This window comes from Bradyrhizobium tropiciagri (assembly GCF_018130545.1).
In the GTDB taxonomy this organism is placed as follows: domain Bacteria; phylum Pseudomonadota; class Alphaproteobacteria; order Rhizobiales; family Xanthobacteraceae; genus Bradyrhizobium; species Bradyrhizobium tropiciagri_A.
Genome location: NZ_JAFCKF010000001.1, coordinates 1,026,367 through 1,044,269, shown reverse-complemented (window position 1 = coordinate 1,044,269; position 17,903 = coordinate 1,026,367). Strand labels below are relative to the sequence as shown.

General features: G+C 65.2%; 16 protein-coding genes. 5 read left to right on the top strand and 11 right to left on the bottom strand.

Going from position 1 to position 17,903, the window contains the following annotated elements; all coding sequences use genetic code 11:
- Nucleotides 1-318 precede the first annotated feature (318 nt).
- Genes JQ616_RS05095 through JQ616_RS39210 form a run of 3 tightly spaced genes read right to left on the bottom strand, consistent with a single transcriptional unit; the run spans nt 319 to nt 5,138 of the window.
- Complete coding sequence (locus tag JQ616_RS05095; protein ID WP_212012692.1) at nt 319-1,989, bottom strand: SWIM zinc finger family protein; 1,671 nt, start codon at nt 1,987-1,989, stop codon at nt 319-321.
- On the bottom strand, nt 1,986-3,299 hold the full coding sequence (locus JQ616_RS39215) for a hypothetical protein (protein ID WP_249136394.1): 1,314 nt from the start codon (nt 3,297-3,299) through the stop codon (nt 1,986-1,988). Before JQ616_RS39215 ends, JQ616_RS05095 begins: the two co-directional genes overlap by 4 nt.
- 9 nt (nt 3,300-3,308) lie before the next feature.
- Complete coding sequence (locus tag JQ616_RS39210; RefSeq protein ID WP_249136392.1) at nt 3,309-5,138, bottom strand: hypothetical protein; 1,830 nt, start codon at nt 5,136-5,138, stop codon at nt 3,309-3,311.
- Nucleotides 5,139-5,160: 22 nt separating this feature from the next.
- On the opposite strand from JQ616_RS39210, the gene JQ616_RS05085 reads away from it, so the two are divergent.
- The gene (locus JQ616_RS05085; RefSeq protein ID WP_212012690.1) at nt 5,161-5,379 is read left to right on the top strand and encodes a hypothetical protein; all 219 of its coding nucleotides are present in this window, start codon (nt 5,161-5,163) and stop codon (nt 5,377-5,379) included.
- Between the two features lie 45 nt (nt 5,380-5,424).
- Here JQ616_RS05085 and JQ616_RS05080 read toward each other — a convergent pair whose 3' ends face one another.
- Entirely contained in the window at nt 5,425-5,907 is a 483-nt protein-coding gene (locus JQ616_RS05080) for a CinA family protein (protein WP_212012688.1), read from the bottom strand.
- A gap of 182 nt (nt 5,908-6,089) precedes the next feature.
- On the opposite strand from JQ616_RS05080, the gene JQ616_RS05075 reads away from it, so the two are divergent.
- From JQ616_RS05075 to JQ616_RS05065, 3 genes are read left to right on the top strand one after another with little or no spacing between them, the layout of a single operon-like run.
- Nucleotides 6,090-7,166 carry an amidohydrolase family protein gene (locus JQ616_RS05075; RefSeq protein ID WP_212012685.1) on the top strand — a complete coding sequence of 359 codons (1,077 nt, stop codon included), beginning with the start codon at nt 6,090-6,092 and terminating at the stop codon, nt 7,164-7,166.
- On the top strand, nt 7,163-8,272 hold the full coding sequence (locus JQ616_RS05070; RefSeq protein WP_212012683.1) for an amidohydrolase family protein: 1,110 nt from the start codon (nt 7,163-7,165) through the stop codon (nt 8,270-8,272). Before JQ616_RS05075 ends, JQ616_RS05070 begins: the two co-directional genes overlap by 4 nt.
- Nucleotides 8,273-8,686, top strand: coding sequence for a Rieske (2Fe-2S) protein (locus tag JQ616_RS05065; protein ID WP_212012681.1), 414 nt, complete (start codon nt 8,273-8,275; stop codon nt 8,684-8,686).
- Between the two features lie 69 nt (nt 8,687-8,755).
- On the opposite strand, the gene JQ616_RS05060 is transcribed toward JQ616_RS05065, so the two are convergent.
- The 3 genes from JQ616_RS05060 to JQ616_RS05050 are packed head-to-tail and all read right to left on the bottom strand — an operon-like array spanning nt 8,756 to nt 11,010.
- Nucleotides 8,756-9,883, bottom strand: a complete 1,128-nt coding sequence (locus JQ616_RS05060; protein WP_212012679.1) for an iron-containing alcohol dehydrogenase — start codon at nt 9,881-9,883, stop codon at nt 8,756-8,758.
- A 26-nt stretch (nt 9,884-9,909) separates the two neighbouring features.
- Nucleotides 9,910-10,347, bottom strand: a complete 438-nt coding sequence (locus tag JQ616_RS05055; RefSeq protein WP_212012677.1) for a cupin domain-containing protein — start codon at nt 10,345-10,347, stop codon at nt 9,910-9,912.
- Nucleotides 10,348-10,350: 3 nt separating this feature from the next.
- Nucleotides 10,351-11,010, bottom strand: coding sequence for a helix-turn-helix domain-containing protein (locus tag JQ616_RS05050; RefSeq protein ID WP_212012676.1), 660 nt, complete (start codon nt 11,008-11,010; stop codon nt 10,351-10,353).
- Nucleotides 11,011-11,215: 205 nt separating this feature from the next.
- Here JQ616_RS05050 and JQ616_RS05045 point away from each other — a divergent pair, with 205 nt between their 5' ends.
- Nucleotides 11,216-12,403 carry an ABC transporter substrate-binding protein gene (locus JQ616_RS05045; RefSeq protein WP_433995953.1) on the top strand — a complete coding sequence of 396 codons (1,188 nt, stop codon included), beginning with the start codon at nt 11,216-11,218 and terminating at the stop codon, nt 12,401-12,403.
- Between the two features lie 250 nt (nt 12,404-12,653).
- Here JQ616_RS05045 and tcuB read toward each other — a convergent pair whose 3' ends face one another.
- The 4 genes from tcuB to JQ616_RS05025 all read right to left on the bottom strand — a co-directional run bounded on the left by tcuB (nt 12,654) and on the right by JQ616_RS05025 (nt 17,686).
- The gene (tcuB, locus tag JQ616_RS05040) at nt 12,654-13,769 is read right to left on the bottom strand and encodes a tricarballylate utilization 4Fe-4S protein TcuB (protein WP_212012674.1); all 1,116 of its coding nucleotides are present in this window, start codon (nt 13,767-13,769) and stop codon (nt 12,654-12,656) included.
- A gap of 67 nt (nt 13,770-13,836) precedes the next feature.
- Entirely contained in the window at nt 13,837-14,871 is a 1,035-nt protein-coding gene (locus JQ616_RS05035) for an esterase (protein WP_212012673.1), read from the bottom strand.
- A gap of 24 nt (nt 14,872-14,895) precedes the next feature.
- Entirely contained in the window at nt 14,896-16,296 is a 1,401-nt protein-coding gene (gene tcuA / locus JQ616_RS05030) for an FAD-dependent tricarballylate dehydrogenase TcuA (protein ID WP_212012672.1), read from the bottom strand.
- Nucleotides 16,297-16,375: 79 nt separating this feature from the next.
- Nucleotides 16,376-17,686, bottom strand: a complete 1,311-nt coding sequence (locus JQ616_RS05025) for an MFS transporter (protein WP_212012671.1) — start codon at nt 17,684-17,686, stop codon at nt 16,376-16,378.
- Nucleotides 17,687-17,903 lie beyond the last annotated feature (217 nt).

Here is a 17,903-nt window from a genome sequence, read left to right as displayed (position 1 = left end):
CCTCGCAGAAGGAGATCGGAAAGGGCGCAGGCCGGATTGCCTTCGTCTCATCTAAGAACTGGATCGATCCACTCGACGCCGGGGCGTCCACCCGTACGCAATTGGGTTCAAGGAACCCATTCTGCGATTGCGTACGGGTGGACTGCCCCGGCCCAGTGAAGATCGGGCCAGTGACGCATGCATGGTCATGGTACAAGGACGGCGATGCGCCGCCCGGATTGCAAGGTCCTGACCAACCTGCGCCCTTCCGAATGCTGTGATACGCGAATTGCCGTCTCCGGCACAAGCCGGATCTGCCGATGGCGGTCTTCATGTCACTCATGCGACGGCGCCTCCATCCTGGACGACGCCCTCGACTTGCGCATGGAAAATCCGGCGCAGCGCCAGCATGTGCTCGCAAGGGCCACGCATCAGCTTGTTGTGTGCGTAGAAATGACAGCTGCATCGCGCCTCGACGAGGCGGTCGTCATCGTCGAGGACGAGGCTCACCTGCTCGGTGCGGGCGTTGTCGAGCACGCTGCCGCCGACAGCGCGAACGCCCTGGTTGCGATCGATGCTGCCGATCGTCACGAGGTTCGCGTTGATCAGGCGGTCCGCCTTCTCCTCCTGCGCGCTGGCGAAGCGCAACTGGGCCGGCGACAGCGGTTCGCGCGTCAGCTCGCGCAGCCGGTAGAGTGACTTGTCGAGGTCGAACATGACGCGCCCGGCCTGGGTGTAGGCGGTGAGCGCCGCATGCACGAGCACCTCGTCGACGCTGGTTTGCCGCGCCAGCTCGGCGGCGGTCGCCGCATGGGATTTGCCGAGGGCTGCGAGAATGCGCTGAGCGGTGTCGTGGTCGATCTTGTGGCGCGGCGCGAGCAGGTCGAATTGCCCGGCGGACGACCAGTCGTTCGCGGTCCAGCCGGACAGGCCGAGCGTGAAGCGCAGGCCACCGAAGTCGACGACGAAGAACGACGGCAGGCCGCTCCCGGTCAGATGCACCCGCACCGACCGCGCCAGCGGCAGCGCGCGCCCGAGGATCGCAAGCCGCCGCCGGCCCCAGATGCGAATCTCGGCGGGGGATTTGCCGCGATAGATCGAGCGGCGGAAGGTCAGCCTGTCGCCCCACGGCTCGATGACCACCTGCACGGGCGCATCCGGCTTGAGCTCGAAACGCAGCGACCGCGGGCCGGCCTGTTCCTTCCGCTGCGCGAGGCGGGTCAGTATGTTGGCCATATCCACCGGATGCAGGTCGAATACATGCGCCGGCAGGGTCATGGCGCTCGACACTTGCAGGAAGCCGCGCACCCAGCTGTCCGGCAGGTCGATCTTCTCCTCGCGGAAGTCGAGGTCGTCGTCGGTCTGGACCTCGAACCCGGACGGATCAATGGTCAGCGTGGTGTCGCGGTAGGAGCGGATCTTCTGGAATTCGTCGTAGAGGGCGTGGCTGTAGTCGATATTGGTGGTGCCGTACGCCATTTCGCCAAGACCCTCGAACACGTCGTGGTCGCAGGACAGGCGCCCGTAGCTCGATTCGTCGAGGCTGAAGCATTCGAAGAAGATTTCGTCCGGATGCACGGTGATCACCGGATCAAGCACGATCCAGGCGTCGCGATTCTGCTTGTAGATGTAGTTGAAGTAAGACTGACGCGCCGCCCAGAACGGCTTCATCAGCCGATCGCGCTCGCGGTCGAAGCCGCGGATGCGGTCCTGCAATTCCGCGATGCGCGGCCTGAGCGCCACGGACTGCGCCGTTGCCTCGGCGAGGAAGTTGGCTTCGTTCTGCTTCAGCCACTCGAAATAGGCGGTGCGGTCACGCGGCTTGAAGCGCAGGTCCGACACGACGACATGATGCAGCGCGGAGATCGCCTCGCGAAACGCAAGATGTCGCGCGACCTTGCCGGTGAAGAATGTCGGCTGGCGCAGCGTGTCGGGCGCGAAGGCGAACGACGACGACGCAGCGTCGGACGAGGCACTGGTGCTGCCGAGAAAGCGATATGCGAAATTCATGCAGCGCTTCCGCTGGTCTGTGAGCCGGCGTCCGACGGCGTGCGCCCGGCGCGGGCCACGGTGAAGTTGAGCGGCAGATCCGGCCAGGCATGGGCGATATCGCGCAGGATCATTAGCGCCGGTGCCTTGTCGCGAAGCGTCACGCTGAGGGTGAAGTCGTACAGCAACTGCGCGATGGGCTCGGCGCGGTGGCGCTGTGCCAGCGCCTCGTTGCGCAGCGCCGTGAAGATGCGGTCCTTGGCTATGCGCCCGCGGTTGATCTGCATCAGGATGATGCGGGCCTGGGTGAGGAACTTGGCGAAGATCGCCGGATCGGCCAGCGAACCGCCAGTTATCAGCTCGGTGACAAAGAGATGGAAGCTGCCCGAGGGGTGTTCCAGCACGCGTCCCAGCACCTCGGCGATATCGCCATCGGCAAGGCTGCGCCGCAGCAGCAGGCGGGCGCCGTCCTGCACAGCCGGCACGGTTGAGTCCGCCATCACAGCCAGGGCCGGGGCTGGCAGCGCATCGCTGGGCCATGCGGTGAGGCGGTTCACAGCGATCGTCCGGACATCGTCCCACTCGCTCTCGACCAGCAGCACGGCATTCTGCGGATCGGCACGGAAGCGGGCCTCATCGGTCGCAAACGCATGAAGCGCGAAGCGCCGGACAGTGGCGAACGAATGGTTGCCGAGACGCGCGAGCTGGCGGACGGAGAAGTGCGACGCGTCGCGGCTCTCCAGCAGCTTTGCCCCCAGCATGCGGGCTCCGGTGGCGCGTGCCTGCAGCAAGCGCCACAACGTGCCGTCGTCGATCGCGGCCGCCGATTGCGGCAGGGCTTCCGCGAACAGCGCGACCATGTCGGCGGCGTGACCTTCGACCGGCTCGGTGCGGAAGAAGCCGGCCATCAGCATGTCGCGCAACCGGATGGCGAAAGCCTCATCGCTCGCCGCGAGGCGAGTGACCAGCGGCCGCGCTGCCGCGCGCAGACCGGCATGGGCGCCGGTGGCTGCAAGCACGATGCTGTCGCGATGATCGGCGAGCGCGGCGTCCTCGAGCCGCGCCAGCATCCTCATCGAGGCGATCCGGATTTCCGGCGCATCGGCCCGCAGGATCGCCTGCCAGAATGCGGCCGGCAGGTCGCTTGGCCGCGTCGGGGTCACGGCGATGAGCTGGATGCTCGCCGCCTGAACGCTGGGGCTGGCATGGCCGGTCAGGCTTTCGATCACCTCCGGCTGCAGCGGACAGTCGTGATCGGGCCAGAGCTCCGGCAGCAGCGCGAGGGCCGCGGCAAGGCCGGTGCGTTGTGCGTCGTCGAGTGCGGACGGCAACTGCGCGAGCTAGGCCGCGAACGCTTCCGTCGCGCGGGCGCGCTGGTCCCGTGAGGATGCGCGGTCGCGCAGCCAGCCGCGCGCGCGGCGCTGCACGTGGTCATGCGGGCTCGTCAGCACCGCGCGCGCAAGGCCGGGATCCGCCCACGGCCAGTCGGCGCGGTCGTCGATGGCGCGGATGGCGAGATCGCGATTGTCCGGCGCACTCGCCTCGAGCAGCGCGGCGATCAAGGTCGCATCGGCACGGCCGGCATCGATCAAGCGCCGCGCGATGTCGGTTGCGAGCGAGGTGACCTCCGAATACGGGGAGGCCAGCAGGCCACCGATCGCGGCCACGTCCATCGCATCGGGGCGTGACGGCCCTTGCCGCAATGCTTCTGCCGCGAACCGCGCCGCCGCGTGATTGCGCGCGAAGGCCGCAATGCGCAGCAGCCGCTCCGGCTGGGCATCCCACAGCGCCGGGAAGGCCTCTTCCCGCTGCGCAGCCGCCCGCGGGCCGACATAACGATGGGTCAGCCCCTTGTCATTGAATCGGCTGGCCGCGGCCGTGGCATGCAGCAGGTGGCTGACGCTCCAAACCCGGCTCAGCGTCTCTGTGGTATGGGGGACGGCACGGTAGCTGCCGTCGATGCGGATATGCTCGGTCCACGTCGCCGGCTTGATGCCGTCGGCGTCGGTGAAGACGAGGAGGAGCTCGCTGGCCATCGCCGTGAAGGCGTCCTGTCCGAGCTCGGCGCGCTTGCGCAGCATGCGCCAGGCGCGCCGTTTGAAGTAGAGCAGGGTCTGGTCGGACAGCGCGAGGCGTGGAGCCGCGCTCTGCCGCTCCTCGCTGAGCTTCAGCGGCTGGCGCGAGCCGGGCAACCAGACGCGGTCATTGTAGACCCGGCCACGATAATACATCGGCGTCGCCAGCTCGAACTGTCGCGCGGTTGCGGCGAACAGCGGGCCGTCGTCGGTGAGATCGGCATACTTGAACAGGCGCCGCAGCACCTGCACGTAGGGTGGGCGTGGGCTCATCGCGTGCACGGCCGCGAGCAGGGTCTTGCGCGCGGCGCCGTCCGCGAGCGCATGGTGGGCGAGAGCAACGACGAACTGATTGGTGAAGCCTGGATGCGTCGAGTTCGCCGCGAGCAGGGCCTGCGTCAAGCCTGCGCCATTGCCGTTGGCCAGCGCCATCTCGATGTCGCGGGTCACGGCAGCGTCCGTCGATCGCGGCAGTGACAGGCGCGGCGGCAGCCGCCGCGCACCCATCAGGTCACTGGCGAGTGCGTAGGCAGCATAGTCACGTGTCACAAGACTGACATTATGGTCGGCGCTGTCGCGCAGCAGATCGGCGGCGTCCGCACCGCCACAGCGCGCCAGCGCATAGACGAGGCTGTAACTCACATTTGCCGCGCCCATCTTCTCGGCGAAGACGGCGAGCTGAGGATAGGCGGCGGCCAGGCGGATCACGCCGAGGCGCCAGAACAGGCGGTCGCGATCCTTTTCGGGCCACGCGCTTCGCGCACAGAGCGCGAGCTTCCTCAGCATTTCCGCATCGCGTCCCTCGGCATCGAGATCGCGAAGCGGCTGCGGAGGCGCGTCGCCGTCGATGCGGCGATAGCCATCGTTGATCTTGGACACCACGACACTATCGAACAGCTTCTCGGCGTTCGGGCGGGTGACCGGCGATGGAGTCTTGGTTCCGTCCCTCAACGAGGTGCCGCGACGGCCGTATCTAAAATTGACGAGATACCGTGCGTCGTTATCTGCGCGTTCCAGATCGACCAGATCGACTTCATAGAGCTTGTCGGATCTGCCCTCCTTCATCCAGAGGCGAACGGAACGAACGACTTGCATTGACCACCCTAGGATGTCCGGGTTGACCTACATGGCAAGCTGGCCGCGCCGCGTCAATGGGGCGACCGGCGCGGCCGAATATAGCGATCCCGCAAGCGGTGTTGTCTACGAAGCCCTCTTGCTTGCAAACTCTGGGCACGATGTCGCAGGCTCGATCGGCGAATATTCCGGAGTGGTGGCGCCGCTCCAATTGGTGAGCTGGTTGGTACAGCCATCGCGGCGTCGCCGGCAGTTGCGGTGATGGATCCGGGCCGCGCCTCGCCTGGCTGGGACGATGGCTATCGAATTACCGCGCCAAATTCTTCAGCAACAGTTCCAGCGCCGCCTTTGCGAACGCCTGCATGTTAGCCTGTCGATCACTGCTGGCGGTCTCGAGCGTGATCACTTGTTGCTGGGGACCTTCGACCGCCATGCAGCTGTGGCCGGCGGCGTCGCCGTAGCGGTTGCCGGTCGGGCCGGCGGCTCCGGTTTCCGACAATCCCCAGTCGGTCGAAAGGCGCGCGCGGATCTGCCGCGCCAGCAGCTGTGCGTAGGGTTCCGACGACGAACGGAAGCCGCGCATGGCGTCGTCGGAAATATCCATCAGCGCGCGCCGTGCATCGCGGGTGTAGATCACGCCGCCGCCGAGGAAATAGGCCGATGCGCCGGGCACGGCCAGCAGTGATGCCGAGATCAGTCCGCCGGTTGACGATTCGGCGACCGCAATGGTCTGCTTATTGGCGATCAGTTTTGCGGCGACCTGTTCGGCGATGGATGTGAGTGCGTTCATCGGCGCTCTTTCTCGTTATCTGCCATGAAAATCCCGTGGGGCGTTCTGCCTTCCTAGCACACCACATTGGCTTCTGCCGAGTTGCGAAGCGCGGCCCAGGCTGCTTGAATGCCGGACAAGAACCAAGCGCCGCCCGGCAGATTGTCGCGAGCGCGCGCGGAGGAAACTCGCGAGGAAATCTTATGACGTCGCCGATCGCGGGCGGTGTGGATTGCGACCTGCATCCCGCCGTGCCTCACCTCACCAGCCTGCTGCCGTATATGAACGACTACTGGCGCGACCAGGTGACGACGCGCGGCATGACCGACCTGATCTCGCAATCCTACCCAACCAATTCGCCGATCTCGTCGCGGCCGGACTGGCGGCCCGCGCAGGGCAAGCCGGGCTCGAGTCTCGCCGACATGCAAAGCCAGGCGCTCGATCGGTTCGGCGCAGCGTACGGCATCTGCAATCCGCTCTACGGCGTGCAGATGGTGTTCTCCGAGGACATGGCCGACGCCTTCTGCCGCGCGCTGAACGACTGGCTGGTCAAGGAATGGCTCGACAGGGACGATCGCCTGCGCGGCTCGATCGTGATCCCGGTGCAGAGCATCGAGAAGGCGGTCGCCGAGATCGAGCGCTGCGCGCAGGACAAGCGCTTCGTGCAGGTGCTGATGCTTGTCATGGGCGACATGCCGCTCGGCAAGCGGCACTACTGGCCGATCTATGCCGCGGCGGAACGGCTCGGCCTGCCGATCGGCATTCATGCCGGCAGCGCCTATCACAACCCGCCGAGCTCGGTCGGCTGGGGTTCTTATCACATCGAGGACTATGTCGCGCAGGCGCAGGCGTTCCAGACCCAGCTCACCAGCCTGATTGTCGAGGGCGTGTTCGCCCGCCATCCGAACCTGAAGATGGTGATGCTGGAGTCCGGCTTCACCTGGCTGCCGCCGTTCCTGTGGCGGCTGCACAAGTTCTGGCGCGGCATACGCATGGAGACGCCGTGGGTCGATCGCGCGCCGCTGGAAATTGTGCGGAGCAACATCCGCTTTTCGCTGCAGCCGGTCGACGCGCCGCCGGAAGGAGACACGCTGAACCGGCTGTTCGACCATATGCAGTCGGACGAATTGATCCTATTCTCGTCAGACTATCCGCACTGGCAGTTCGACGGTGACGAGGTGCTGCCGCAGGGATTGTCGCAGGCTCTGGTCCGCAAGATCATGATCGACAATCCGCATGCGACCTATCCGCGCCTCAAGTTGAAGGAGACGACGCGATGAACGTGCAGATTCGTGAACGCCCGGAAGCGGCATCGTCAACCAGCATCAAGACCGCGATCGCCGATTGCGATATCCATCCGGCACGTGCGACCAAGGACGAGCTGTATCCCTATCTCGCCAAGCGCTGGCACGCGCATCTCGAGACCTTCGGCATCCAAGCCTATCAGGGCATGATGGAAGGCCCGCCCTATCCGAAGGCGCAGCCCAACGCGTCGCGCCGCGATGCCTATCCGCCGGAAGGCGGCCCGCAGGGCTCGTCGCTGTCCTTCATGCAGAAGCAGCATCTCGATCCGAACAATGTCGCGCTCGGCGTGCTCAACCCGCTCGCCACCGGGCAGGGCTTGCGCAATCAGGACCTCGCCGGTGCTGTCTGCTCGGCGATCAACGATTGGCAGATCGAGAAATGGACCAGCAAGGATTCGCGGCTGAAAGGCTCGGTCGTCGTCGCCAATGAGGACGGTGTGTCGGCCGCGGCGGAAATCCGCAAGCGTGCGGGCGACAGGAGCTTTGTCCAGGTGCTGCTGTTGAGCCGTAATGTCGAGCCGCTCGGCCAGCGCCGTTACTGGCCGATCTATGAGGCGGCGCAGGAGGTCGGACTTCCGATCGGCGTGCACGCCTTCGGCTTCGGCGGTAACCCGATCACCGCGTCGGGCTGGCCGAGCCATTACATCGAAGAGATGGTCGGCCATTCGCAGTGCCAGCAGACCGCGCTGGCGAGCCTTGTGCTCGAAGGCGTGTTCGAACGCTTCCCGAAACTGAAGATGGTGATGGTCGAGGCGGGCTTCGGCTGGGCGCCGTCGCTGGCGTGGCGGCTCGACAAGGTGTTTACACGGCTGCACGCCGAGGTGCCGTATCTGAAGCGCAAACCGTCGGAGTACATCCGCGACCACATCTGGTGGACGACGCAGCCGATGGAGGATCCGGAGAGCCGCGACCATCTATTCCAGACCATCGAATGGATCGGCTGGGACAAGCTGCTGTTCGCGACCGACTATCCGCATTGGGACTATGACGAGCCGTCGCGCGTGCTGCCGGCCGGCGTCAGCGACGCCAATCGCCAGGCGTTCTATCTAGACAATGCCAAGCAGCTCTACGGTATCTCCTAGATGGCGCGCCATGTGATCGCTCCGGTGGATGAGTTGCCGCCGGGGTCGCGAAAATTCCTCGAGATCGACGGGCGGCCGATCGCGATCTTCAACGTCAAGGGCGAGTTCTTCGGTCTGTTGAACCGCTGCCCGCATCAGGGCGCGGCGCTGTGCGAGGGGCCGCTGATCGGGCTCGCCTCGTCGTCGGACCCCGGCGAGATCGAATACACCAAGCTCGGCGAGATCCTGCGCTGCCCCTGGCACGGCTGGGAGTTCGACATCCGCACCGGCCAGTCCTATTGCGACCCGCGCCGCTTCCGCGTGCGCGCCTATCCGGTCAGCGTCGAGCCGGGCACCAATGTGGTGAAGGGGCCGTATGTCGCCGAGACCATCAAGGTCGCGGTGGAGAGCGATTACGTGGTGGTGGAGTTGTAGCCGCTCGTCATTCCGGGCTCTCGCTGCGCGGGCCCCGGAATGACGGAATAATGGTATCGACCCGGCCGCTCACTCCCAGCCGGCGCGGAAGATGGCGCGATAGCCGTCTGCATCCACCGGACGCGGATTGGTCGCGGTCGAGTGATCTTTCGCGGCCTTCTCCGCCATCTCATCCAGCACGGTTGCCGGCACGCCCATCGCGCGCAAGCCCTGCGGCAGGCCGAGTTCGGCATTGAGCGCATCGAAGAACGCCGCGACATCGGCGGCGGCGGGCAGGCCGAGCGCCTGCCTCAGCCGCGGCAGCTTGTCGCCGATCGCCGGGGCATTGTAACGGATCACCGCAGGCATCAGCACGGCGTTGAGCGTGCCGTGATGCAGGCTCGGCGACGCAAGGCTGCCGAGCGCATGGGACAGCCCGTGCACCGCGCCAAGGCCTTTCTGGAAGCACAGGCCGCCCTGCAGCGCGCCCATCATCAATTCCGCGCGGGCCTCACGGTCATCACCGCGCATCACGGCCCGTTTGAGATGGCCGACGATGCGCGCCGCGCCATCAAGGGCGATCGCATCCGCCGGTGGATTGAAGCGCGGCGACAGATAGGTCTCGACGCAATGCGACAGTGCGTCCATGCCGGTCGCGGCCGTCAACGCCGGTGGAAGGTCGAGCGTCAGTAGCGGATCGCAGATGGCCCGCGCCGGGATGAGATGCGGACTGATCAGGCCAACCTTGCGGCCGTCCTCGAGCGTGATGAGGGCAGCGCGGCCAACCTCGCTTCCGGTGCCGGAAGTGGTCGGAATCGCGATCACCGGCGCGACCGCGGCGGTGATCCGTGCGACGCCGCCATCGATCGCGGCATATCGCGCCAGCGGGCCGGCATGGGTGGCGAGCAGCGCCACCGCCTTGGCGAGGTCGATCGGCGAGCCGCCACCGAGCGCGATGATTCCGTCGCATCCGGCCTCGCGATAGCGCGCGAGCGCCTGCAGCGTCGCCCGCTCGGTCGGATTCGGCGGCGTCGCGTCGAAGACCACCGGCGCAATGCCCAGCGGGGCGGTCACACGCTCCGCCAGGCCTGCCGCGACAATGCCGCGGTCGGTGACGACAATCGGCCGGCGGATACCGAGCGCTGCGATCTCATCGCCGAGCGCGTCCGCCTCGCCGAAGCCGAAGCGAATGGTGGTGAGATAGGTGATCAGCGCCATGGCCTATCGTCCGTTGCCCCGATCGATCAGAGATCAGTGCGTTCTTCGGCGATGTCGCGACGCTGCTCCATGTTGAAGCGCCCCGCATAGATCGGCCGCCCGCCCGTGGTCGGACCGGGATATTGCACGATCAGGATATCGCCGCCGGTCGCGGTCTCGAACTTGCCTTCGAAATGCGGGTCCGGATGAAAGATCATCGTACCCGGCGTATAGACATTGTCGTCGATCCTGAATTCGCCGCTGAGGATGTACCAGACCTGCGCGAACTCGTGGTTGTGGATCGGATGATGCGCGCCCGGCTCGAGCCGCAGGATGCCCGCGTTCGGCTCGGTCGGCCGCTCCGGCCGCGGGTGGAACAGCATCTTGCCGGTCTCACCAGGCCAGCGGATAGTCTCCCACTCCACATCGTCAATGTGCTTCGCCTCATAGGGCAGGTGCTTGCCGGTCTCGGTTGCGGTCTGCATGGATCAGTCTCCTTGGGGTTTGCTCTTGGTTGATCGCGGTGGAGCGGCGGCGCTCGGCACGCGCCACCAGTCGAAATGCTCGGCCTTCTGCGGCGACTTCGCGACCACCATTAGGATGCGCGCTTCGTCCTCGCTGATGTTGTCGGCGCGGTGCGGCAGCTCGGAATTGAGGAAAATGCCTTCACCGGGCGCGAGATCGAACACCTCGGCGCCGACATGGAAGCGGATGCGCCCGCTGATCACGTAGCAATATTCCTGTCCCGGATGCGACACCATCAGGTCCATCCGGTTCTTGCGCGGGAACGCCAGGTGAAACACCTCCAGATCGTCGTTCGGCATGCCGCCCGCGAACAATCGCCAGCGATAACCGGTGCTCGGGATGCTCTGGTCTTCACCACCGTCGCCATGGCGATGCACGGTGACGTGGCTGCGCGACTGGTCCTGCGGCGCGGCGAACAATTCGCTGACGCCAATGTCGAGCGCCTGCGCGATCTGGATCAGATTGGCAACCGAGCTGGACACCTGCCCGCGCTCGAGGCGCGACACGAAGGCGTCGGACAGCCCGGTGGTGTCGGCCAGATCCTTCAGCTTCATGCCACGCTCCTCCCGCAGCAGGCGAATGCGCGCTCCAAGCCTCGCCAGCGTCTCGTCCTGCGTCTTCATTGCCTCAACCCTCTCCTTAATTTGCTTCCTTGTCAATAAAAATTGCTCTATAAGCAATTTCTATTGCTGCCTGATGTTGAGATCGCAGGAAATTCCGGTGGATCTCCGCATCGATGCACAAGTGAATTGCGTATCACGCAACAAAACCAAACCGCAAACAACACGACCTCCGGAGGAGTACCCGACCATGACGACCACTCTCAGGATCCTATGCGCGGCAATGACCGCGACATTGCTGCACATTCACGTTGCGCACGCCACGATGTCCGACAATGTGATCCGCATCGGGGTCCTCAACGACCGCTCCGGCGCCTATGCCGACCTCGGCGGCGAAGGCTCGGTCATCGCAGCGAAGATGGCGGCGGAGGAATTCGGCAACAGCATCGGCGGCGTGCCGGTCGAGATCGTCTCGGCCGATCACCAGAACAAGCCGGATATCGGACTTGGCATCGTGCGACGCTGGTTCGACACGGAGAAAGTCGATGCCGTTGCCGACATTTCCAATTCCGGCGTCGGCTTCGCGGTGACCGCTCTCGCCAAGGAACGCAACAAGATCGTGCTGAACGCGTCGGCGTCCTCGGACTTCACCGGCAAGGCCTGCACCCGGACCTCGTTCCAGTGGGTCTACACGAGCTATACCAACGGCTACGGCCTCGCGCGGGCGCTCACGGCGGAGAAGCTCGACAGCTGGTTCCTGATCACGGTGGACTATTCGTTCGGCCACGCCTTCGCCGCCGACATGCGCCGCGCGGTCGAGAACGGCGGCGGCAAGGTGATCGGCGAGGTGCGCCATCCGCTCAATACCGCCGACTTCAGTTCAGTGCTGCTGCAGGCGCAGGCGTCCGGCGCCAAAGTGATCGCGCTGGCCAACGCCGGCGCCGACATGGCCAACTCGGTGAAGCAGGCGGCTGAATTCGGCATAACCCGCGGGCAGACGTTGGTGGCACCGACCGTGTTCCTCACCGACGTCGATGCGATGGGCCTTGCGGCCGCGCAGAACCTGCAATTCATGACGGCGTTCTACTGGGATCGCGACGCGGAGTCGCGAGCCTGGGCGAACAAGTTCTTCGAGAAATACGGGCGGATGCCGACCATGACGCAGGCCGGGGTCTATTCCGCCGTGCGTCACTATTTGCGTGCGGCGCAGGCGGCGAACACCGACGATGGCCTCAGCGTCGCCGCCAAGATCCGCGAGCTGCCGGTGTCGGACGCATTCGCCCACGGCACGGTCCGTGCCGATGGCCAGTTCGTCCACGACATGTATCTTGCTCGCGTCAAGAAGCCGGCGGCCTCAAGCCGGCGTTGGGACTATTACGACATCGTCGCGACGGTTCCAGCCGAGCAAGCGTTCCGTCCGCTCAGTGAGGGCGGTTGCGAACTGGTCTCGCAGTGACGATGCGGCGCTGCCGCTATTTCCCCTCACCCTGAGAGCTTGTGAAGCTTGGGCCCCGTCATTGCGAGGAGCGATAGCGACGAAGCAATCCATGCCTCCGCATATGCCGTAGGATGGATTGCTTCGCTTCGCTCGCAATGACGAAGGCTGGCAGTTCAAGGGTAGGCAAAGCGTCAGCGTGCCCACCCTCATGAGCACGGCGCGAATGGTGGGCACGACGCTCCGCGTCTTTGCCCACTTTACGCTGTTGCTACTCCGCTTTCCCCTGCGCCATCATCCGCCGTTCGCGCGCATAGCGCACCAGGGCGACGAAGCGGTAGATGCCGTGCACGAATTTTCCGTAGGGCATGGTGATGAACAACGCGAACACCACGCCGAGATGCAGCGCCAGCAGCGGGCCCATCGCGGCGGTCTCGCGCCACAGCAGCAGGGCAAGGCCGGTGATGCTGGTCAGGAACAGCATCAGGATAAACGCCGTGTCCATGCCCATGGCCTGCTCATCGACCAGCACACGGTCGCGCTTCCATTTCTCGCTGAGCAGCCCGATCGGGCCGACCACGAGGCCGATGCCGCCGAGCGTGCCGAGCACCACCGGCAGGTCCCACCACGCATAGGGCGCCTCGCGCGCCAGCAGGTAGTGATACAGCGTGCCGACGCAGGTCGCGGCGAAACACAGCAGGAAGCCGTAGAACGTGAAATGGTGATACAGCTTGCGGCGGTCGGTCGGATGATCGTCCTCGTTGAAGCAGCCGACGCCGCCGCCGTCGAGATAGCGCAGCTCGCCGGCATCGCGGACCGCCTGCAACAGCGATTTCGCATCCGTTGTCATGCCGACGGGCTCGCCGATATCGCGCCAGAACGCGCGCACGCCCATCACCAGCGCCAGGATGGCGTAGAGCAGGGCCAGGCCGAACAACAGCGCCATCGCATTGTGCGGCATCAGTTTGTAGAACGCACCGGGCCCGGTGTGGATGCCGGTGAGCACGCCGCGGTCGTTGATCGCGGCAAAGCCGAAGATGAAGGCGGCGACGCTCAGCGCCGCGATCAGGCTGATGACGAGGCCGTTGCGCGCGAACGCGCCGGCAAAGGCGCGCGGCCAAGCATAGGCGGCATAGGATTCTGCGCGCGCCACCGCGAGCGTCTTCGGCACATTGACGTTGAATTCGTGCGGCGGCGAGAACTGGCAGTCGGTGTAGCAGGCACCGCAGGAATGGCAGAGGTTGGCGAGATAGTTGAGGTCGCCGTCGGAGAAGGCGCGGCGCATCTCCATCGCGGGAAACACCGCGCACAGGCCCTCGCAATAGCGGCAGGAATTGCACACCGTCATCAGACGGTCGGCTTCCTGCAATGTCCTCGTCCCGTGCATCGCTCTCTACTCTCTTGACGCGTTGTCTTGACGCGAACCGGTTCCCACTTCGCCTGAAAACGCTACGCTACTTCTTCGTCAGTCCCTTGCCTTCCAGCCATGTCTGGATCAGGCCGGCGACCTCGGCATTGTTCTTGTCCATCATCATCATGTGCGAATTGCCCTTGATCCCGACCTTGGGCAGATCGACCACATCGACGCTGCCGCCTGCCGCGCGAATGGCGTCGGCGAAGGCGCCACCGGTGGCGCGGATCTTCGGCCAGCGCGTGTCGCGCTCGATATAGTCGCCATACACCATCAGCGTCGGGATGTTCTTCAACGCGTCGACCTTGGCGGGATCGCCGACGCCGGCCGGCTCGATCGCGATCAGCGCCTTGACCTTGTCGGGCCGCGCCTGCGCGACCTTGAAGCCGAATGTGCCGGCCTGGCTGTGGAACAGGATGATGCAGGGACCGACCCGGTCGATCTCGGCAATGTAGGCCGCGATCGTCGCATCGTCAGTGGTGGTCCAGCGCGGCACGTTCTGCTTGACGAAGTTCTCGTAGCCCTCGTTCGGGAACTGGCTGCCTGGCATCAGCTTGCGCTTGGCCGGATCCGGATCGTAGGAGTCCGGACCGTCGCCGATGCGAAACCGTTGGAACGGATTCGACGTGGTGAGAAACACCGGCTCGCCCTTGAAGATGTCAGGGTATTGCGCCCAGCCGGCACGGCCGCGCTCGACCGCGTCCGAATTGTAGACGCTCCAGCCCTTGCGGAGGAAATAGTTGAGCCAGCCTTCGCGGCCGTCCGGCGTCGTCTCGTAGGTGACGCCGGTCAGGCCGCCGCCGTGCCACAGCAGCAGCGGATAGGCGCCCTTCTCGTTTTGCGGCAGGAAGTACTGCACGTACATCTGCTCGACCTGATAGGTGCCGTTCGGGTCGACTTTGGCGGGCACGCCGCCGGGCGTGAAGGTGACGTCCTTGACCGGCTTGCCCGTGATCTCGACCAAGCGGCCGCCGACATGGAACGAGCCCATGTCGCGCAGGGCGATCGGCTCGGCGGCGTGGCCCGTGGTCGATGCCATCAGCGCAGCGGCTGCGGCGAACATCGCAAGACGTGACATCGCTCCTCCCGAAGCGCGCTCGGTTCAGTTCCGCGCATTCTTTGCCGCTTCCCGCCCGGCGACGCGGCCGAACACGCTGCCGATGGTCATGCCGATGCCGGCGGCGTAGCCCTTGCCGAGCACGTTGCCGGCCATGATCTCGCCGGCGGCGAACATGTTGGCGGATGGCCTGCCGTCCTTCATCAGCATCCGCGACTGCTTGTTCACGCGGGTGCCGAGATAGGTGAAGGTGATACCGGGTCGTACCGGATAGGCGAGATAGGGCGGCGTCTCGATCCTGCGCGCCCAATGGGTCTTCGCCGGCGTGATGCCTTCGGTTCGGCAGTCGTCGAGGATGGTGTGGTCGAACGTCCCCGGCTGCACCGCGGCGTTGAAGTCGGTGATGGTCTTTTCCAGCGCGGTGGCATCGAGCTCGAGCTTGCCGGCGAGTTCGGCAATGGTCGCGCCCGCGATCGGCGGAAACAACGTCGGCATGAAGCTGGTTACGACGGTGGAGTCGAAGATGATGTAGGCGATCTGGTCCGGCTGGGCGGCGACCAGGCGGCCCCAGATCGCGTAGCGTTTCGGCCAGATGTCCTCGCCCTCGTCGTAGAAGCGTGCGGCATGCTTGTTGACGACGATGCCGAACACGACCGAGTCGTGGCGGGTGATGATGCCGCCGTCGAATTTCGGCGCGCGGGCGTCGATCGCTACCGCATGGCATTGCGTCGGATCGCCGATCTCCTGCACGCCCTTGGCCAGCAGCATTTTCAGGATCGCGCCGCGATTAAAGGGCGTGCCGCGGATCAGGAAATTGTCGGCGGCCTCGCCCCAATACTCCTTCAGCCACTCGATATTGGCCTCGAAGCCGCCGGCCGCCGCGACCAGCGTCGAGGCGCGCACTTCGGTCCGGCCGCCGACCGGCTGCTTCAGCTGCGCCGAGAGGAACATGCCGTCCTCGATGTTGAGGTCGATCACTTCGGCATCGTAGAGGATGTCGACGCCGAGCTCCTCGGCGGTGCGATAGAGCGCATTCAGCATCGCGCGGCCGCCGCCGAGGAAGAACGAGTTGGTGCGGCCGAGGCTCAGCGTGCCGCCGAGCGAGGGCTGCCAGCGCACGCCTTGCTCGACGATCCAGTTCAGGATGTCCTTGGACTCGTGGATCATGAAGCGGGCCAGTTCCTCGTCGGTCTGGCCGCCGGTCACCAGCAGCAAATCCTTCCAGAACTCCTCCTCGGTATAGGGACCGGTAAGGATCTCGGTCGCTGCGTCATGGGCGCAGCGCATATTGCGGGTGTGGCGAGTGTTGCCGCCGCGGTAGAATTTCGGGGCGCCTTCCAGCACCAGCACGGAGGCGCCGGCGCGCCGTGCGCTGATCGCAGCGCAAAGCGCGGCGTTGCCGCCGCCGATCACCAAGACGTCGAACCTGCGCGTCAGATCAACCATGCGCTCTTGTTATCGTTGTTGGCATGGAAAGCAACATGCCGGGACAGGCCATCGGCCTGCCCCGATTGCATGCGCGATATCAGGCTGCGACGGTCTCGCGCTGTTCGATGGTCTGGCCGCCACGATAGACGATCAGCGCTGCGACGATGCCGAGGACCGCGGCGCACATCAGCCAGTAGCCGGGCGAGGCCTTGTCGCCGGTGTGCTGGATCAGCCAGGTCGAGGCGAACGGCGTGAAGGTGCCGAACAGTCCGGCCGCCAGCGCAAAGGCCAGCGAGAAGCACGTGGTGCGGACATGCGCCGGCACGATCTCGACCAGGCAGCCCAGCATGGTGCCGCTGTAGACGCCGAAATAGAACGAGAACATCATCTCGACCGCGAGCATCTTTCCGAACGTAGGATTGGTGACCAGCCAGTGCAGCGCCGGATAGGCCGTCACCAGCGACAGGCCGGCGATCGCGAGCAGCACCGGCTTGCGGCCAACCCGGTCGGACAGCGCGCCGCCGACCGGATTCCAGATGAAGTTGGTCACCGCCACCAGCAGCGTCACCAGCAGTGCATCGTGGGTCGAGAGCTTCAGCACGGTCTTGCCGAAGGTCGGCGTGTAGACGGTGACGAAGTAGAACGTGGTGGTGGTCAGCACGGCGATCATCATTCCGAGGATGACGATGCGCCAGTTGGCAATCGCCGACGCAAACACCTCGCTTGCGGTTGGATGCTTCTTCATCGCCAGGAATGCCGGGGTTTCCTCCAGCGTACGGCGCAGGAAGAAGATCACCGGAATGATCATGCAGCCGACGAAGAACGGAATGCGCCAACCCCAGGCCGCAACGGTTGCGGCCGGCATGCTCTCGTTCAGGATGTAGCCGAGGATCGAGGCGACGAAAATCGCCACCTGCTGGCTGGCCGACTGGAACGAGGTGTAGAATCCACGATTGCCGGGCGTAGCGATTTCAGCGAGATAAACCGAGACGCCGCCGAGCTCGACGCCGGCGGAGAAGCCCTGCAGCAGGCGTGCGAGCAGCACGATGATCGGCGCGGCAATGCCGATCGACGCATAGGTCGGGCAAATCGCGATCACCACGGTGCCGACCGCCATGATTGCGAGCGTCACGATCAGGCCCTGGCGGCGGCCGATGCGGTCGATATAGGCGCCAAGCACGATCGCGCCGACCGGGCGCATCAGGGCGCCGAGCCAGAACACGCCGAACGCGTTGAGCAGTGCGGCGGTCTCGTTCTCGGAGGGAAAGAAGGCCTTGGCGATCAGGGGCGCATAGAAGCCGAACAGGAAGAAATCGAACTGCTCGAGGAAATTGCCGCTGGTCGCGCGCAGAATGGCGCCGAGGCGCGATTTGATTTGCGGGACTTGCGATGAACTCGACTGCGACATAACGCCCTTTCCTCCCCGTGGCAAAACGGCCGGCGCAAATTGCCTCGCCGGCCAAGGCAGTTAACTGCCATATGCGGCAATTTGGCACGGCCGTCCGGCGCGACCAACCCGAAATCGCGCCGCTGCTATCGGAAAAAAGCCGTAGGCGAGAGCGTTTTCGAGCGAAGTGGAGGCCGGTTCGCGTGAAGAAAACGCTTCAAAACCAAGAGCTGCGTGC

What these genes read in the sequence shown, in the direction of transcription:
- JQ616_RS05095 (WP_212012692.1), bottom strand. Translation starts at nt 1,989, where the DNA reads ATGAATTTCGCATATCGCTTTCTCGGCAGCACCAGTGCCTCGTCCGAC.
- JQ616_RS39210 (WP_249136392.1), bottom strand. Translation starts at nt 5,138, where the DNA reads ATGCAAGTCGTTCGTTCCGTTCGCCTCTGGATGAAGGAGGGCAGATCC.
- JQ616_RS05080 (WP_212012688.1), bottom strand. Translation starts at nt 5,907, where the DNA reads ATGAACGCACTCACATCCATCGCCGAACAGGTCGCCGCAAAACTGATC.
- JQ616_RS05075 (WP_212012685.1), top strand. Translation starts at nt 6,090, where the DNA reads ATGACGTCGCCGATCGCGGGCGGTGTGGATTGCGACCTGCATCCCGCC.
- JQ616_RS05070 (WP_212012683.1), top strand. Translation starts at nt 7,163, where the DNA reads ATGAACGTGCAGATTCGTGAACGCCCGGAAGCGGCATCGTCAACCAGC.
- JQ616_RS05065 (WP_212012681.1), top strand. Translation starts at nt 8,273, where the DNA reads ATGGCGCGCCATGTGATCGCTCCGGTGGATGAGTTGCCGCCGGGGTCG.
- JQ616_RS05060 (WP_212012679.1), bottom strand. Translation starts at nt 9,883, where the DNA reads ATGGCGCTGATCACCTATCTCACCACCATTCGCTTCGGCTTCGGCGAG.
- JQ616_RS05055 (WP_212012677.1), bottom strand. Translation starts at nt 10,347, where the DNA reads ATGCAGACCGCAACCGAGACCGGCAAGCACCTGCCCTATGAGGCGAAG.
- JQ616_RS05050 (WP_212012676.1), bottom strand. Translation starts at nt 11,010, where the DNA reads ATGAAGACGCAGGACGAGACGCTGGCGAGGCTTGGAGCGCGCATTCGC.
- tcuB (WP_212012674.1), bottom strand. Translation starts at nt 13,769, where the DNA reads ATGCACGGGACGAGGACATTGCAGGAAGCCGACCGTCTGATGACGGTG.
- JQ616_RS05035 (WP_212012673.1), bottom strand. Translation starts at nt 14,871, where the DNA reads ATGTCACGTCTTGCGATGTTCGCCGCAGCCGCTGCGCTGATGGCATCG.
- tcuA (WP_212012672.1), bottom strand. Translation starts at nt 16,296, where the DNA reads ATGGTTGATCTGACGCGCAGGTTCGACGTCTTGGTGATCGGCGGCGGC.
- JQ616_RS05025 (WP_212012671.1), bottom strand. Translation starts at nt 17,686, where the DNA reads ATGTCGCAGTCGAGTTCATCGCAAGTCCCGCAAATCAAATCGCGCCTC.